Genomic DNA, 18,495 nt, shown 5'->3' with positions numbered 1-18,495 from the left:
ATGTTTGAACATAAACCGATATATTGGTATTCAGGATTATATTTACAACCACAGCACTTTCAAACCCATGAATTGCAACATGAATACTGGCAAGGACGTTATCAGTTACTGACACAGCCTTATGCTTTTGGTGTGGTGAAACTCGCATTCAATCTGGCCGCACTAAGTGATGAAATACTGAGTGTTCATCACGCCGCGTTTATTTTTCCCGATGGTTGTTACGTGGATTGTGATGTCAATGGCGTACTCAGTGCCCGATCATTGCGGGATTGCTGGCCGGTACGTGACAAACCGCAGCGCATCTATGTTGGCCTGCGTATGTTCAGCCACAATCAGAGTAACGTCACCGGCATCACGGATGCCAACGGTGTCGGTAATATCACCAGCCGTTGGGTAACATGGCCGCAAGAACAGCGTATGCGGGATGCTTTTGGCGAGGGGCCGGAAGCAGAAGTGCAACAACTGACCTATAACTTACGTTTTTTCCTACACGATGAGATTGCTCAGGCAACAGGTTATACATTATTACCGGTTGGCCAACTGCATTGCACCAGTGATGGTATTGCGCTGGATAATCGCTATCTACCGCCATGTTTGACGCTCTATGCTGTGCCACCACTGGGCCAGCGCATTGATCAACTGTGTCAGGAGTTAACCGGGCGCGTCCATCAATTGGAAGAGTTGAAACGCCCGCAAACACTGGAAGGGGAAATTTATACCCAAGAAAAAAGCACATTATTGCTGACATTACGAACTCTGGCACGCTATGTCGTACAGTTGCACCATTTTCAGGAAGCGAAAGATGTTCATCCCTTACAGATTTTTGGGCTATTGCGCCAACTGATCAGCGAGCTTTCCTGTTTTACCGATCGTTGCTCCTTTTTAGGTCAATGGAACGGGCAGGAAGAAGTACTGGAGAAATATCAACATCTGGATCTGGCGCTAACTCTTGATAGTTGTGAAAGGACAATTGCCGATTTGCTTAATGCACTGGTGCTGGAACCCAATACCGTGATCCCTCTGCAACAGGAAAGCCGTGGTTATTATCATGCAACCTTCAATACAACGGGGAGCAATGAACAGCAACGGCTCTATTTGGTGCTGCGTTCTGACAGCTTTACCCATCGCGAGCGTGAAATTCCTGATGATCGCTTAATTAAACTGGCGGCGGCAGAACAGATCGACAACATTATTAACCGCGCTTTGCCCGGTGTACGTCTGTACTACCAGGAAATAGCGCCACATGGTTTACCTAACCGAGCAAATACCTGCTATTTCCGGGTAGAAAACCGCGGTGCATTGTGGCGGCAGGTAGAAGAGAGCAAACGTGTGGCAGTGCACTGGGCAGATGCGCCAGACGATTTACAAACAGAAATCGTTATAGTGAGAACATCATGATGCAGTTATTGGATTGTTATATTCCAGTATTCACTTGCGTATTGCGCATGATCCAGCAGCAGGTGAATCAAGCGGAAACACTGCGGCAAACCGTATTAGCTGAATTGACACAAGCGCAGAATAGGGCGCGTTTGCAGGGTTATGGGGCGCAAGATATCGAAGAAGCAAATTTCGCCGTGGTGGTTTGGGCAGACGAAGCCATTCTGTGCGCAGGTCAGAAAGAATTGAGTGTTTGGCGCCAATCATCATTGCAGGCTGAGCTTTATGATGCCGAACTGGGCGGAAATACGTTTTTTGATCGTCTTGCTGCATTAGTACCGGATAATTATCCGGTTCGATTGGTCTATGTTTTTTGCCTGCTTGCCGGATTTTATGGTCGTTATGGCAAACGCGATAATTTGGAATTACACAATATTATCCAGCAAGAATTAGATAATCTTCCTGATACGTTGCGTGGTTATCTCTCTTTAGAAAATCACCGATTAATGAATAGATACGATAATAAGTTGAAAAATAAGTGTTCCAATAATAAATGGCGCAGAAAATTAATATTATTCATATCATCTATTATATTAATTTATATTTTCATCACTGTCTATTTATTAAGCATTGGCCGATAAACTCGGAAATTAAACATGAAAAAATTACTTTATGCCATTGGCTGGCTTAGCGTGATGGTTATCCTTTTATTACTCAGTTTAACTATTGCGGTGGCATTCTCATGGCCGACAATAGGTGGCTTGTTATTATTTATTTTCCTACTCCTGCTGTTATTATTGCTGCGTGGGGCAATTACATTCATGCCGCAAATAATGAATAAACTGCTCTGGATAAATAAATTCTGGCGGAAAGGAAATAACCGTCTGGAATATTTACTCTATCAGCACTGGTGGCAGGGAGGATATTTACAAAGTTGGCGTCGATTCCGTTCATTATTACACCGTAACGGCCCTGTTCCACCGTGGTTTCTGGTGGTAGGCGAACGGGGCAATGGTAAACAGAAGTTGTTAACACGCTGCAATGTGGCACCCATGACGGGGAAAAATCTACCGTCTCTGACAGAAAACACCTTTACCTGTCGCTGGTGGTTCTTCCGCCGGGCAATGTACATGGTCGTTTCCGGCCGTTATACCGAAGGTCAATCCCTGTACCGGCAAGCCTGGTTGTGTCTAATAAGCTGGATCGCCCAGGTCCGAAAACCTGCTGGCGTACTCGTTTGCTTGTCAGTGGAACAGTTGCTCAACAGCGACAATCGAGCGCTCTATATCGCTGCACGTCAGGTACGTGCGCAGTTGGAACCATTACAGATACGTCTGGAACGCCGTTTGCCAATCTGGTTGATCCTTACTCATAGTGAAACATTGCCGGGGTTTGACCATTGGTGCGCCCAACTGTCAGTAGAACAACGTACTGAATTGCTTGGCGATTTTATCGAGCATCATACAGTGGGTAATGTTACCGACGTGCTGGATAAGAGTATGAGCACCATTGTCAACACGTTGAAAATGATGCGCTTTAAGTTGCTCAATCAACAACGGCAGCAACCCAATGCGGAAATCTTAGCGTTACCAGAAACGGTAGCTCAACTGCAACCTGCACTGGATTGTTACTTGAATGCACTGTTTGACCGAGACCATTATCTGGAGCATGGTCTGTTGCGTGGCATGTTTTTTACTGCCGAGCATCAAACCGCTGGCGTTTTCAGCCACCGTTTGCTGGGAGAATCTCTGCCTGATCAAGTTAAACGTAATAATAGCGTACTGCTGACCGGCTGGCGGACATTAACCAAACGCGTATTGGTTAGCCTATTGATTTTGATGCTGGTGTGTGGCGCAGGCAACGCATTGATGACGACCTGGCGTGGTGTTAAGCAACTTGAAAATATCCATGAAGTAGACCCCCTTGAACGGAGTTACTTGCGCTATCAACAAGTTGAGTATTGGTCACAGGAAACTCTGTCACCTCTGCTTTTTTATCCAGTCAGCCATACGCTGGAACAACGGATGGCGCGGCAGTACCAACAACAAGCACCTGTTGACGCATTCAACCCGGAATCGGTAGCGACACACTTGCTAGCACGCTTCCGTAACGCGGGAGCACCACAAAAACAACAGTTGGCTTTACACTGGGCACGCTTTATTAACACTGAACAGGCAATGGTGCATGGCGCTACGCTGGAAACGTTACAGCATATGCCTGCTTATTCAGCCTCACTATTAAGTGGTGGAAATGATCCTTTATCAGCAGAACAACGCGTCGCACTCCGTCTGGCGCAATATCGTCAAGGCAACGCACAGCAAGAATTTGATCAGTGGCGAAATGTCTTGCAGACACTACTGCAAGATAACAATAACTGGCAATGGCTGTTAGCTGACGAACAACCGGCAGGAACACGTTCGCTGACACTGGCTGATTTCTGGCCGCTCGCCAACGATGATACGGCCACAATTAACGCACGTATCCGTGGTGTTTATACCCAAACCGGCGAGCAAGATATTCAGGCAACTTTGGGGGAACTAGCACAAGCTCTTAACAACTCGGAATTTTTTGCTCCTTTACAGCGCTCATTCTATCAACAGTATCAAAATCAGCGCCAATCAGAGTGGTTAGCATTTGCTCAGGCTATGCCTCAAGGAGAAACATTAGTACGAGGCAAGAAAAACTGGCAAGCGTTGGTATTAGCAGCAGGTCAATATGGCAGTCCCTATATCGCCTTTCTGACCCAGTTAGAACATGATTTATCCACGGTAGAAAAGGCGGATCAGCAGTCCTGGTTGCAGGCACAGCAGCGCTTATGGCAACTGCATGGTTATGTGCAAAAAAGTAGTGTGATGCAACGAGTTTCGCTAGGTAACCTCTCTTTACGCCAGCGCATCATGTCATGGCTTGGTATTTCACCGCAGATCTCGGTACGACTGGATGACACTGCGCTGACGCGCTATCGCGCCTACCGGCAAGCAGTGCAGTTAAATAGCCAACGCGAGTTGCTTAGTGATATGGAAACCGAGGTATTGGTTAAAAATGCGCTAAGTAATGAGAAAGGAGAGTTGAATGATAACGGTTTACGCGCATTGTTTAACCGTTTCACCTTGTGGCGCCATGAAACCGAAAGCAAGCAAGACGCAGGAGTAAATGAAACCTTATGGCGGCTCTATCAGGGCGATGCTCATCTGGTACTACGTTACGCCTTCTTAAGTGCCGCCAGCCGCTTGCAAACCCAGTGGGAAAGCAAAGTGATTTGGCCGATGGAAAAATTGAGCAGACAAGAACTGTTTGATGGTCGGGAATTGAACGCGCGTTTGTATGAATACAGTAACGCATTTGTACGGGATACCGCAGAGTATGCTCTGGATATTCGTCCCGAAGGGATTAAGCGTCAGGAAATGGAAGATGTGCTCTTTCCGTTTAGCGATGATTTCATTTTCTATATTAATAACCTTATTCAACCGAATGACCTACTTTCAGCGACATCGGATATTCGCCGTCGCCTGCAAGAGAAACTCGCCTTACTGGAAAGCGGGCAACAACTGGCGACGGCACAACAGGAACCGGAACAAGAACAGAAACCATCGGCGGAAGTGACGATTGTCAGTCAACCGGCGACTGCTAACCAAGGGGCAAAGGTATTGCCAATAGGAAGTTCAGTGACGTTGAGTTGTGATGATGGCGTACAGCAGCTTAAAAGTATGAATTTCAATGACAGCATGACGCTGCATTGGAGCCCAGGAACATGCGGTAAAGTCCAAATTGATGTCTATTTTCCTCGCTTTACATTAAGCAAAAGTTACGTTGGCCCCGATGGTTTGCTGCAATTTATGCACGTTTTTTCCCGCGGTGAACTGACACTGGCAGCACAAGCGTTCCAACAGCGACGCGATGAATTAAGCGCTCTGGGTATCAATAACATCACTGTGCGCTATCAAGTCAGCGGAAGCAAAGCTGTTTCAACACTGTATCAGCAATGGCAGCAACATCAGCAACAACAAACGGCGTTGTTGGAACAACGCAACCGACTGGATAGCCAGTTGTTAAATTTAAGTGAACCAACAGTGGCAAAAGGGACCCTTTCTACTTTGCCATCACAGATCACCACCCATTGGAACGAATTAAGGAAACCTAAAAGTGAGTAATTATCTTAAACAGATCGTGAGTAAATTAACGATAGAAGCGCGTCAGTGCCTTGATGAGGCCGCTAATCTGGCAGTACGGCGCACCCATCATGAAGTGGAAATTGAACACCTGCTATTGGCTTTGTTTGAAAAACAGCTTCCGACGATGGAACAAGTGTGTCGCCACGGCGGGATTGATGCCATGACGTTGCTGAATGCCTGCCAGAGATCACTGACACTATTGCGCAGTGGTAATCATCGCTCGCCAGTACTGGCGACCAGCCTAACTGAATGGATGGAACAGACTTGGATGTACGCCAGTACTCATTGGGGCGCATCACAGATTACCGCTCAGGCGTTGATTGTGGCACTGATCATGAATCCGTCACTGCACCATTCGCTGACCTCAGAACTACAACAAGCGTTACAGGGTAACACTGATGGGATAGAACAATGGTTGCGTACACAAGCACATCCGAAACCGCAACAAACTACAACGCCTGTCGGAGATAATACTCAATCTGCGCTGGCACAATACACGCATCACCTGACACAGGCAGCACGTGATAACAAACTCGATCCGGTTTTAGGGCGTGAGCGGGAGATTCGCCAGTTGATTGACGTGCTGTTACGCCGTCGCCAAAACAACCCGTTGTTAACCGGTGAAGCGGGTGTCGGCAAAACCGCGCTGATCGAGGGGCTTGCTCAGCGGATTGTTGATGGCCGTGTACCGAAAGTTTTGGCACAGGCTGAACTATTTACGCTGGATATGGGGTTGCTACAAGCGGGTGCTAGCGTAAAAGGTGAGTTTGAAAGCCGTCTGCAAAAATTATTGGATGAAGTGAAAGGATATCCTACACCCGTGATTCTGTTTATCGATGAAGCGCATACGCTGATTGGCGCAGGCGGCCAAGCCGGGCAAAATGATGCAGCTAATCTGTTGAAGCCCGCGCTGTCACGGGGTGAGTTACGGGCGATTGCGGCAACTACCTGGTCTGAATATAAGAAGTACTTTGAAAAAGACGCAGCGTTAGCACGTCGTTTCCAGTTGATCAAAGTCGAAGAACCTTCGCTAGAACTGGCAATCGCCATGTTGCGCGCCATGACACCTGCAATGGAAAAACATCATGGCGTCAAAGTACTTGCAGAGGCGGTCACGGCAGCCGTTACGTTAGCCAACCGTTATATCATTGGACGTCAGTTGCCGGATAAATCGGTTAGCCTGTTAGATAGCGCCTGTGCCCGCGTTGCCGTTTCACAGACTGACGAACCAGCGCCGATTGAAGATCTGCGTGCCATGCTGACAAACATTGCTAGCGAACAGGAAGCATTGTTACGTGAAGGCGGCCATGAAACTCAGCTACAGAAATTGGCGCAGCGTCAGGCTGAATTGCAGGCATCACTAGAAGCAATTTTGCCGGAATATCATGCTCAACGTCAGTTGGTTAATGACATCCTCGCCTGTAAAGAACACGACGAACGGCTACCTGTGTTACGTGCAGAACTGCATCAGCGCCATCATCAGCACGCTTATGTCTTTGATTGTGTTGATGCCGCCTGTGTAGCGGACATTGTTTCCGGTTGGACAGGGATACCCCTTGGTCGAATGGTCGAAAATGAGCGTGATGTGTTGCGTCAGTTAGAAACCCGCCTCGGCCAACGGGTTATCGGGCAAGATCATGCGCTCAGCCAGATAGCGCGTCAAATTCGGATTGCTAAAGCACAACTGGCCGATCCGGTCAAACCTACCGGAGTATTTATGCTCGCAGGCCCCTCCGGTGTAGGGAAAACCGAGACCGCCTTAGCGCTAGCTCATGAGTTGTATGGCGGTGAGCATCATCTGATCACGATTAACATGTCGGAATATCAGGAAGCCCATTCGGTTTCTGGCCTGAAAGGTTCTCCTCCGGGCTATGTCGGTTATGGACAAGGTGGTGTATTGACCGAAGCGGTTCGGCGTCAACCTTACAGCGTGGTGCTACTTGATGAAGTGGAGAAAGCTCACCCCGATGTACTGGAGTTGTTCTTTCAAGTGTTCGATAAAGGCATGATGGAAGATGCCGAGGGGCAACAGATTAACTTTCGTAATACGTTGATCATCCTGACCACGAATGCGGCATCAGATTTGGTAATGCGGGCCGCAATGCACGGAGTAAAAGAGCAGGGGGAAAACCGCACGGCCACCCTGGGAGATATTCAGGAGATTATCCGGCCAGAGCTGCAACGCATATTTACGCCAGCATTTTTAGGCCGTTTGCAGGTTATTCCTTATCTGCCGGTACATGGCGAAGTTCTGCATGCCATTGTCCGCCATAAGCTGAATAAAATTGTCACACGCTATCGTCAATCAACCCAATGTGAATTGCACTATAGCGACACGCTGGTGGATTTTATCGCTGAAGGGTGTCGAATCGCGGAAAGTGGGGCACGTGAAATTGACAACCTGTTAACACAGTTTGTCCTGCCGTTGTTATCAGATCAATTGCTATTAGGTGATGTGCCAGTCAATCAGGATGTCTGGATAGATGTTATAGACGGCCAAATACAGTTACGATCAGACCAAAAGAAATTATAACTATATAATATTATCAACTAAGGGTAGTAAACGCTTATCTCTGCTATTATTATCTTACAATGTAACATCAGTGTTACGAAATGAGATCCCGATGAAAATGAAAAAGATAGTGATCTTCTGGTTTATCTTTACATTGGTCAATTTCGCGCTGGCACTGTTAAACCTACAGGTACGGGATGTATGGAGTCTGTCATCACTGGTGTGGTTTCCGGCAGGCTTGTTACAAGGCATTTTTTGCGCCAGGGCGCCACGGTACTGGCCTGTCTGGTTAATCACGGGTACCTTGATTTCGCTGACTGCCAGTCAGTGGTATGGCAGGCCAGTAAATGTATCGCTGACCTTTTCCAGCATCAATATGATGATGCTGGTAACAACAGCGCTGATCTGGCAGTTTTTTTACGGTGTCATGTGGGCGCCGAAACGGACAAGGGACATCATTAACCTGACCGTACTCTGTTCGTTAAGTGGAATCATTGAGCGATTTATCGCGAAATGGATACTTCATCTATTTGGTTATCCTACCGACATATCAGTTTCATTACCGATTGTCGTAGGCTCAGTGTTGAGTTATCTACCACTGACATTGTTTGTTATCCACTACATCACCCACGAGAAAAATGGGGTTGGGAACTGGAAAATCCATGGCTTATGGCTGGTGGCCCTATTTGCCATGACAGCATTGTTCATCAGTCCACCACCGGAAGCCGGGAAAATACACTGGCAAGGTATCGCACTGCTGTTTTCCTTTAGTTTGCCGATGCTGCTGGCACTCATCGGTAATCTGCTGGTATTAAGCAGCTTTTTATCCCTATGTACGGTGGGGATCGTGAGTGCCACCATTTTTGGTCTTGGCCCATTCTCATCCCCGTTAACCAATCTCCAACAAAATGTGCAGATAGCGGCTTGGTACAGTACAGCGTTCACTTTACCCGCGTTGTTATGCTGTAGCTATTTATCTAACATAATCAATGCATTACATCGGCATAAAGCGCGTTTTCTGTTAATGAGAGCCATGCTGGATCAAGAACAGATTAATTGCTTTCGGTTAAGTGCCAACGGACATTTGTACTGGCATCATAATGGTGCTGCCTGGATGCGGTGCGGAAAAGCGCCCGTCTCTTGGTCGCAGTTGATGGCTTGGGTACATCAGGAAGATCGGCATAAAATCGAACAGCTTAAAAATTCAGTCTCGCAAATACCACAGACATTAAAAGTTCGGATTGCCGATGGTAAAGGCGAATTTAACCCCGTCCTTATCGCCTTAATCATCCATGTAGGAGAAGATGCCGGTTTTATTGAAGGAACGATACGTGAAATAAATAGTAAATAAAAAATAGTCAATAATCTGGAGAAATAACCTATGCCCAGACGAGTCATTATTGCCGACGATCATCCGGTATTTTTATTAGGACTACGTACGATACTGGCAACATTGCCGGAGAATTACCAGATTGTGGGGGAAGCCCATGATGTTACTTCACTTTTTTCTCTGCTGGAGGAAAAAGAAGCGGATATGCTGATTACGGATTTCATTATGCCGGGTAATAACCAGATCGACGGTCTGAGGATGATTAGCCGAATACGGGAACAGTATCCGAATTTGCCGATTGTGGTGATTACGATGATCAGCGACCGAAAAATAATAGCTTCATTGATTGACTACAAAGTGAAAGCGATTTTGAACAAAAACAGTTTATCCCATGAACTGGTAAAAGGGTTGTACAGTACAACCGGACGTTATGAACCCTATCTAAGTGAGCAATTTCTCGAATCACCGGACGAAGAAGTTGTAAAAACGCTAACCAGCAAAGAGTTGGAAGTGATTAAACTGTTGGGACAAGGGTTGAGTGTGAATGATATTGCTGCGCGTTTATACCGTACTAAGCAGACGATCAGCGCCCAAAAAATTAGCGCAATGAAAAAGCTCGGGTTAGATAGCGAAGCAGCGCTTTATAATTATTTGCATCAGATTGGATTGGGGCTGTAAACCATGAAGTGCCGGTGCAAAGCATGGCGATGGTTTGCCATATTGGTATTGCTGTTACCGCTATCTGGCTGGAGCCTCAACCTGTTTGAATACCGCAATGCGCAAAAGCTACCTGCAAATGGGCTACCGGTGGAGTTTTATTCAAACATCACTCAAGAATCACAAGAATTTCTGCCTTTTCCCGTTAAAGAATACGGGGGGGGGCTTCCCCCGCGTTTTCCGGCATTAAAAGTTGGTATTCTCTGCTGTATCGGCGCGCCATTGGTGATCCATCGTTGGGACGGCAAGTTGGAAGGGATTTATGCTGATTATCTGCGCTTGATCGAAACTGTGCTGAAAAGACCGGTAGAGGTACGGCTGTTTGGCAACTGGGAATCAGCTTATAAAGCTCTGCAACATGGAGATATCCAACTGTTATCAAATTCCGCTTCATCACAATCAGGAAATGAAGCAAATGACACTTACCCGATTCTGGTACAACCCCTCGCACTAATTATGCGCAAAGAACAAGTGAATATGCCATTTGCCAAAATGAATATTATGGCAGCACCAAGCAGTGATCCAAATGTCATTAAGCAATTACGTAAACATTACCATAGCATTTTGGTGGCGAAGGATCAGCAGGAGGGGATACAGGCAGTCGTGGATGGCGAAATGGATGCCTATCTGGACGGGCAAAGTCAGATTGCCTATTTGCTGGCTTTTCGTCCATTTACCGGGTTGACCTACCGCCGGGATATCTCGTTGGGGGAACGGTATGACTTTCTCGGTCACAACGGTGATGGCATGGTTGAAGCAGTAAATCTGATTCTGACATCCATTCCTCATGCTATCAGAAATAAAGTTTACGAACGTTGGATTTCTGGGCTGGCATTGGGCAGTAATAATGACGCTACAATCTTTTCAGCTCAGGAAAAAGCTTGGATTAAAAAAAATCCTGTCGTCAATGTGGCACTGACTCGTACTGCGCCACCTTATTCCTTTCTGGATAAAAACGGTCAAATCACTGGGCTGGATGTGGACATTTTGCGTCTACTGGGAGAAAAAAGTGGCATCACCTTTAATTTTATGCCAACAGATGGCGCAATCGGCATTAAAAAGTTGTTAGAAAATGGCGAAGCGCAAATGACCTCTATGATCAACACACCCGAACGTAGCCGTTGGCTCTCTTTCAGCCATCCCTATGGTACCGTGGAATGGGTGATGATCACCCGCAATGAGCGCAATACCCCCAATGAGTTTGAACAACTTAAACACCATCGGGTGGCGATTCAGCGTGGTCATGCACTTTCGTCGCTATTGAAGCAGTATCCAGATATTTTCGTCGTGGAAGTTGACAGCGTGACACAAGGTATCGATATGGTGCTGGCCGGGGCGGCAGATGCCACTTTTGATAGCCTGATCAGTGCGGATTATCTACAAGCAAGCCATTATGGCGCCAATATTTCTATTCAGTCCTTTAAGGGCTCATTGCAACCGGAACAATACGCCATCATACCGGCCTATCCTCAACTGGTGGACATATTAAATAAAAGCATTGATGCACTGCCACCAAATGAACTGCGGGTATTACGGTTGAAGTGGTTATCGATGGGGAATGTCGCTTCCTATGACGATAATAACATTTCGCCTTGGGTAAAGTTGTGGGGAGGGGCGTTATTTGTGATTGCGCTAAGTTCAATTTTTTGGGGCAGTTATCTTGCTCATCAGATCAAACGACGTAAAACCGCGGAAAGCAACTTACAGAATTTGTTGGCGTACTGGGAAACACTCTTTAATAACATGCCTACGCCCATGTTTGTCTGCGATCCCACCATGTGTATCACGGCGGCTAACCTCTATTTCCAGCATGAAATGGGTTCTGTTGGATCTGAGGTGATTGGCCGTAGTCTTTTTTCCCTATGCTTTTTAAAACCGGTCGATGAGCAAGAGATCAGTCTAATTTTTCTACGCTGTTTGGAAGGTGCTCCTGTCCATTTTTCTGATCGCAACATTGTTATTCAAGGACAGGATAAAGACGTTTATTTGTGGCTCGAAAGTTATAGCAATACTGAAGGCGTTGTTCAGGGAATCATTGGTGGCTGGTTTGATGTGACCGAACGTAAATTGTTGGCGCAAGAACTACGCCAGGAACGTGATAAGGCGGAACTCGCCAGCCTGGAGAAATCAGATTTTCTGGCCCACATGAGCCATGAGATCCGCACTCCGCTACAAGCCATTATCGGTATTCTTGATCTGGAGGTAAAAAAGCAAACTCAGCCATCCACGCCATTACATATCGCTTGGCAGGCTGCCATATCCTTGCAAGGAATCATCGGTGATGTGCTGGATTTCTCCAAGATAGAATCTGGGCGGATGGTGCTGAATCTCAAGCCGGAATCATTGCAGGTGATTCTGGAAAATTGTGTGGCAACTTTTAGCCATCGGGCAAAGGAAAAAGAGTTATTCTTCACCTATCAATTTGATTTGCCGTCTGAATATTATCATCTACTGGACGCAACACGCGTAACTCAAGTCATCAACAACCTGTTGGGCAATGCTATTAAATTTACCGAACAGGGTGGTGTACAGATCAGCGCCAACTATCAGCCTATTCCAGAGAGTCACCAAGATGAAATTACGCTGGTGGTTGCTGATACTGGTTGCGGCATTCCAGAAACCATGTATGAAGCGGTTTTGCTACCCTATGTACAGGTGACACAAAATAATGGTGGTAAAACTGGTACGGGGTTGGGATTACCTATCTCTGTACAGTTAGTTGAATTAATGGGCGGCAATCTGAAAATCACGGGTGCGCCCAATGGTGGCGCACAGGTTACCGTGATGTTACCGCTTACGCGCAGTGTTATTGAAAAGGAGGCGATAAGTGAAAAAACCGAAAATATTGAGACGGAACTTCATGAATCTTTGAATATCTTAGTGGTTGATGATTTACCTGCCAATTTACAGGTGTTGTCATTACAGTTAGCGTCATCGGGCCATCGTATTGCGCTCGCTGAAAGCGGTGAACAGGCCATGAATCTGGTGGAAGAGGGCTATTTCGATATCGTGCTGACAGATTGCCAGATGCCGGTGATGAACGGTTACGAACTGGCTCAGTTGCTGAGAAAACATGAGCGATTACGGCAATTACCGCCATTTATTATTCTGGGATGCACTGCGAACGCATTTTCTACCGAACAGGCTCGTTGTTTGGAAGCGGGAATGAATGGTGTATTAATTAAGCCATTGGTGCAAAGCAAATTGCTGGCAGAAATTACCCGTTATTACCGGCAAATCAATGACAAAACAACGTTAAAATTCGATGAGATTCAAGCGTTGTCTCAACAAGATATGGCTGTAGAACGCCAATTACTCAGCGCAATACAGCAAGGGATGTCGGAAGATATTGCAGAATTGCAACAACAGGAAAACCAGCAATGTCATGAAAAAGTTGTGCATCACGCCCATCGTATGAAAGGCGCTTTTGCACTGATGCAATATCAGCAAGGAATACGTGTCTGCCTGCGGATTGAAAAAAGCGAACATTGTGATGTGAAAATAATAGCCGTCTTATTAACTCGTGCGGAATATTTTCAACAGCAGATTGAGCAGAAATTGGGGGAATTGCAGGGTTAGAAATCAGATGAAACGACACAAGAAAACCTTGGCTTGAAAAGATAAATGCAATTTTTGTCATCTTAAAAATTGGAAAATACACCATTTTGACGTACATTGCTCTCACATTACACCTAAGGAAGGTATTTTCTATGAATACAGCTACAGTTAGTAACTTTATCCTGACCAGTACATTAACACATGCTGAAAAAACCATTCATGAATACGAAGTTATGAGTTTGAATAACCGAGACTCAGAAGTTTTCTTCAATGCATTGGCCAAACCGGTTCGCTTCAATAAAAAGCTGGCAGATGCCTTCGAAGAACATAATCAACGCATGATCAATAAATGACCGATAATTATTTAAATCTATTATTAGGACAAAATCACTGAGGATTTTGTATGCGCACTTTATATTTTTTCTCTATTTTCTTATTTTTATCTTCTTGTTCAATAAATCTCCCACCTTATGAACGGGAAGCCCGACATTATGTTTATCGCTCTAATGATGATTTTGACCCTAATTTTGGAACACATGTAAATAATTCTATTAAGCTTATGACGCCATTCTTTGAACAATTTTATCGAGAAGGAGTTAAGGATAGAATGAATAACATCAGTTCACATGAATTTGAGCAAAAAATTAATTATTTTAAGAGTGATAATTTAATTCAAGAAATCGGCATGTCTGAAATATTCATTTCACCAAAAGTACACACAAAAGAAATCAACAATAGTCAGATTTCAAATAAGAAGAAAAAAGCATTAATTAACGGAATCATCAATTCTTACGAGGCGGGTTACTATGGCAAGTAAGAAAATTAACTCATGTAGGACTTCACAATCGAAGTCCTTTAGTTGCTATTTAAAGATATGGGTAAGCAAAATTTCTAGTATTGCGATAAACAACATACTGCATCTCAGAACACCCTATGCTATTCTTTCATGTGAAATCATAACGTCCCCAAAATGACACATTAAAACTATTATTAGCTATAATGGATAATTATTAGAACATTATCAACTGAGTTGATATGAATTGCGTTGCTAATTCACTTAATAGACATAGATTTATATACAGTTTATATTATATCTTTCCATCCGTATTTAGGCTAAAACAAGACTGTCATTTAAACCTTCGTTTAACTGACACATCAAAAGTGAGAAAAAAGGTTTATGGCGCAAAAAATTGATGTCCGGGGTATAAAAGTCTCTGTTTTTTCCGACAAACAAGATGACTATATATCGCTATCTGACATCGCTAAGTACAAAGATGGCGACCGCAGTGATTACATTCTGCAAAACTGGATGAGAAACCGCAGTACCATTGAGTTTATCGGTTTGTGGGAACAGCTACATAATCCCGATTTTAATTCCATCGAATTCGATGGATTTAAACATGAAGCGGGCGCAAACAGTTTCTCTCTCACGCCAAAACGCTGGATCACAACTACCAATGCAATAGGGATCATATCGAAAGCGGGCAGATATGGCGGAACCTATGCGCATCGGGATATTGCTTTTGAGTTTGCTTCCTGGATCAGCGCAGAGTTTAAGCTCTATCTATTAAAAGAATTCCAACGGCTCAAACAAGCAGAAAATGAACAGAAAAATCTAGAATGGAATGTTTCACGCACTCTGGCCAAAGTCAACTATCATATTCATACAGAGTCAATAAAAACAAACATTATTCCCGCCTTGGTGCTTAACCCAAAAGCAAGAAACTTTACTTACGCTAATGAGGCCGATATATTGAATCTGGCTTTGTTTGGCAAGACAGCCAGTGACTGGCGTAAAGAGAACCCGGAACTAAAAGGCAATATACGGGACTATGCCACATTGGAACAGCTTGTCGTGTTATCTAATTTAGAAAGCTTCAATGCTGAACTTATCGAGCAGGGCCTCTCTGCAAACGACAGGTTCCAAAAGCTAAATCGCGTTGCGGTCAGTCAAATGAAGATCCTGATAGAAAACAAATCCATTGAAAAACTTAAACAATTAAAATAGGTTGTTCAGATGCCTGTTTGAAATGGCGATGTGTTAATGGTATGGAAGGCTCGACAGGCTTGGCCGAAGCTTAAAACACCTAGTGAATACTATCCACAATCTTGTGGATCGAAAAATAGGATTTAAAGTAGACCGGGCAAAGTACAGAAATTGATACGACGACGGCCAGTGGCAAATTGGTCTTTGGGATTTTTGCCGCGCTGGCCGATGTTCTTTTAAATCTCAGGTTTTCCTATTCCATGAAAAGTAGAAATTGTAGCGGAATCAATACATCTAATCCAAAGGACATACCCGAATAATATGACCATCGGGATCTTCAACGAGGAAAGTACGACCAAAGATTTCAGTGTGGGGTTCCTTCACAATCTTGATATCGGGTTTCTTCTGCCATTCTTCAAATAAGCGATCTACATCTTCTCCAGATGGCAACATAATACCGATCTCAGAAAACCGAGGAGTAGAGGCATCTGGCGTTGTTCCGCCTGACCAAATAGCGAATAGCGCTTCACCGCCGGCGGCAAATGCCACATAACGAGGGCTCGAAAACACCGGTTCAGAATTAAAAAGTGTCTTGTAAAAGGCTGTCGAACGTTCAATATCAGATACGTAAACAAGTTGAAGGTTGGGCTTGGGGGATACTGTCATCATATAATTCTCATCTAAGTTAGATTCAATAAGAGAGTAAAAGTAAATCGTTATATAAATCAATAGGTAACATTTGTTACCGGATTACGCTTATCATTATAATATGATGTTAATTACCTGTATATACATACACGTGTAAAGTGATATGAAAATTCTGGACGATGAAGATGTGCCTAAGATCGGATCTTGTGGAGATAATTTGTATTAGATGGAATTGTTATCATGAAATATGAAAGTTACCTCTTGTGTTTTGGTATTTAAGGATTCGACATCCATATCAAAACCGGTGACTCTCAACCTTTTACCAAAAAAATCTTCCATTCGTACATTCAGGTAGCCTTGGGGTCATTGTTAACGTGGGTCAGACGGTATTCGGTTTTTTCACCCGTTTCTACCAGGACGACTTCTATCATCCAATCACCATCCTCTAACGGACGGAGCAATTTTCCTACTTCATATTTTGGCCCAAACACACCAAAGCTTTTTATCGTGCCAACCGGTACAAACGGTGTCGTTATCATGACCGTTCCTCATTATTAAAATTCATTGATAGTGTAGTATTTTGAGAATATTGTTTCAAGAACGACTTTCGAGAATGCTAACCCCTTGAAATTGTGTACTGTAAATTGGCAGTACAGTGCTTTCTCATAATTAAGTACTATTTTCGCTAATTTAGCCGTTCCCAATACGAAACCTGTTAGCCAATAATTAATTTAATCATAAATATAGCGATTAATAAGATTTTCGAGTAATTCTTGTTGTCCACTTCGATGTTTAGGTTCCTGAACCAATGTTTCTGCATAATGAGCCACTTCATCAAGTGTCATTTTTCCTTCAAGAATATTTCTACCTAGTTCACTATTCCAACCAGAATAACGTTGAGCGACATACTCATCTAATTTACCGTCTACTAATATTTTCACCGCACTCTTTAATGATAAAGCCATAGTATCGATGGCGCCGATATGCCCATAAAATAGATCATCAATATCAATACTTTGACGACGAACTTTCGCGTCGAAATTTAAACCACCTGTAGTAAAACCACCGGCTTTTAAGATTTCATACATTACCAGAGAATTCTCCTCGACACTATTTGGAAATTGATCGGTATCCCAACCCAGTTGAGCATCCCCACGATTGGCATCAATAGAACCAAATATTCCCAATGCAATTGCTGTGGCGACTTCATGTTGAAATGAGTGTCCAGCTAATGTGGCGTGGTTAGCTTCAATATTCACCTTAATTTCATTTTCTAAGCCAAACTGTTTTAGGAAACCATAAACGGTAGCCACATCATAATCATATTGGTGTTTGGTCGGCTCCTGAGGTTTAGGTTCAACTAATAATGTTCCCTGAAAACCAATTTTGTATTTGTAATCCACAACCATTTGCATAAAACGGCCGATTTGTTCTCTTTCCTGACGTAAATCTGTATTGAGCAAACTTTCATAGCCTTCACGTCCGCCCCACAGTACATAGTTTTCACCACCCAGTTTTTTAGTCATTTGCATAACTTGACAGACTTGTGCTGATGCATAAGCGAAAATATTAAGATCTGGATTAGTTGCCGCACCGGCAGCATAACGAGGATGTGTAAAACAGTTTGCCGTTCCCCATAACAATTTAACACCAGTCTCTGCTTGTTTATCTGCAAGAATATCGGACATGACGTCCAAATTATAAATATATTCTTTTAAACAACAACCTTCAGGGGCAACATCAATATCATGGAAACAATAAAAAGGAATATTGAGCTTGTAGAAAAATTCAAAAGCGACATCAGCTTTAAGCTTAGCCAGTTCTAAAGCGTCACCTCCTGTTTGCCAAAAACGCTCAAATGCCCCAGAACCAAACATATCCGTACCATTCCAACAGAAACTGTGCCAATAGCAGACGGCAAAACGCAGATGATCTTTCATCTTTTTGCCTAAAATAATCTCTTCTGGGTTGTAATGACGAAAAGCTAATGGATTATTACTTTGCCTACCTTCGTAACTAATTCTATTTATTCCCTCAAAATACGGCTGCATATCTGCCTCTATCTAATAGGTATATGTGTATATAAAATTTTGTTCATCAATGTCGCTATTTTCAATTGCGTTATTTTATTTCTTCATTAAGATTATTGTTAATTGTGTGATTTATCTCATAATTTATCATTAATTTAACCCTG

At 44.0% G+C, this 18,495-nt stretch carries 13 protein-coding genes and 1 pseudogene; 11 read left to right on the top strand and 3 right to left on the bottom strand.

The annotated features are described in order from the left end of the window. The 11 genes and pseudogenes from tssK to ACGF5R_RS06255 form a co-directional block, all read left to right on the top strand. Complete coding sequence (tssK, locus tag ACGF5R_RS06305) at positions 1-1,398, top strand: type VI secretion system baseplate subunit TssK (protein ID WP_387690139.1); 1,398 nt, start codon at positions 1-3, stop codon at positions 1,396-1,398. Continuing rightward, positions 1,395-2,018 carry a DotU family type IV/VI secretion system protein gene (locus ACGF5R_RS06300; RefSeq protein ID WP_387690137.1) on the top strand — a complete coding sequence of 208 codons (624 nt, stop codon included), beginning with the start codon at positions 1,395-1,397 and terminating at the stop codon, positions 2,016-2,018. Before tssK ends, ACGF5R_RS06300 begins: the two co-directional genes overlap by 4 nt. A 15-nt stretch (positions 2,019-2,033) precedes the next feature. Then, positions 2,034-5,528: a type VI secretion protein IcmF/TssM N-terminal domain-containing protein gene (locus tag ACGF5R_RS06295; protein ID WP_387690135.1), complete on the top strand. Its 3,495-nt coding sequence runs from the start codon at positions 2,034-2,036 to the stop codon at positions 5,526-5,528. After that, positions 5,521-8,082: a type VI secretion system ATPase TssH gene (tssH, locus tag ACGF5R_RS06290; RefSeq protein ID WP_387690133.1), complete on the top strand. Its 2,562-nt coding sequence runs from the start codon at positions 5,521-5,523 to the stop codon at positions 8,080-8,082. Before ACGF5R_RS06295 ends, tssH begins: the two co-directional genes overlap by 8 nt. Positions 8,083-8,173: 91 nt before the next feature. After that, positions 8,174-9,412, top strand: coding sequence for a hypothetical protein (locus ACGF5R_RS06285; protein WP_387690131.1), 1,239 nt, complete (start codon positions 8,174-8,176; stop codon positions 9,410-9,412). Positions 9,413-9,442: 30 nt separating this feature from the next. Next, positions 9,443-10,069 carry a response regulator transcription factor gene (locus ACGF5R_RS06280; RefSeq protein ID WP_112875929.1) on the top strand — a complete coding sequence of 209 codons (627 nt, stop codon included), beginning with the start codon at positions 9,443-9,445 and terminating at the stop codon, positions 10,067-10,069. A 3-nt stretch (positions 10,070-10,072) separates the two neighbouring features. Further along, positions 10,073-13,687 (top strand): transporter substrate-binding domain-containing protein, encoded by a 3,615-nt coding sequence (locus ACGF5R_RS06275; protein WP_112875930.1) that lies wholly within the window; start codon positions 10,073-10,075, stop codon positions 13,685-13,687. Positions 13,688-13,818: 131 nt separating this feature from the next. Continuing rightward, the gene (locus tag ACGF5R_RS06270) at positions 13,819-14,019 is read left to right on the top strand and encodes a DUF1778 domain-containing protein (protein ID WP_112875931.1); all 201 of its coding nucleotides are present in this window, start codon (positions 13,819-13,821) and stop codon (positions 14,017-14,019) included. Between the two features lie 50 nt (positions 14,020-14,069). Continuing rightward, the gene (locus tag ACGF5R_RS06265; protein ID WP_112875932.1) at positions 14,070-14,483 is read left to right on the top strand and encodes an Exc2 family lipoprotein; all 414 of its coding nucleotides are present in this window, start codon (positions 14,070-14,072) and stop codon (positions 14,481-14,483) included. A 360-nt stretch (positions 14,484-14,843) separates the two neighbouring features. Beyond that, entirely contained in the window at positions 14,844-15,674 is an 831-nt protein-coding gene (locus tag ACGF5R_RS06260) for a KilA-N domain-containing protein (RefSeq protein ID WP_088372935.1), read from the top strand. A gap of 21 nt (positions 15,675-15,695) precedes the next feature. After that, a pseudogene (locus ACGF5R_RS06255) lies at positions 15,696-15,883 on the top strand (recombinase family protein); the annotation flags it as partial. Between the two features lie 64 nt (positions 15,884-15,947). On the opposite strand, the gene ACGF5R_RS06250 reads toward ACGF5R_RS06255, so the two are convergent. From ACGF5R_RS06250 to xylA, 3 genes are all read right to left on the bottom strand, one after another. After that, a complete protein-coding gene (locus ACGF5R_RS06250) occupies positions 15,948-16,322 on the bottom strand; it encodes a VOC family protein (protein WP_112875933.1) in 375 nt (124 codons plus the stop codon). 326 nt (positions 16,323-16,648) lie between these two features. Then, positions 16,649-16,840 carry a DUF5397 family protein gene (locus ACGF5R_RS06245; protein ID WP_112875934.1) on the bottom strand — a complete coding sequence of 64 codons (192 nt, stop codon included), beginning with the start codon at positions 16,838-16,840 and terminating at the stop codon, positions 16,649-16,651. Positions 16,841-17,032: 192 nt separating this feature from the next. After that, entirely contained in the window at positions 17,033-18,352 is a 1,320-nt protein-coding gene (gene xylA, locus ACGF5R_RS06240) for a xylose isomerase (protein WP_262980062.1), read from the bottom strand. Between the last annotated feature and the right edge of the window lie 143 nt (positions 18,353-18,495).

The sequence above is a fragment of the Photorhabdus sp. RM71S genome (assembly GCF_042879355.1).
GTDB classification, from domain to species: domain Bacteria; phylum Pseudomonadota; class Gammaproteobacteria; order Enterobacterales; family Enterobacteriaceae; genus Photorhabdus; species Photorhabdus kayaii.
The sequence above is the reverse complement of the archived record's forward strand: the minus strand, read 5'-3'. Positions and strand labels throughout refer to the sequence as shown.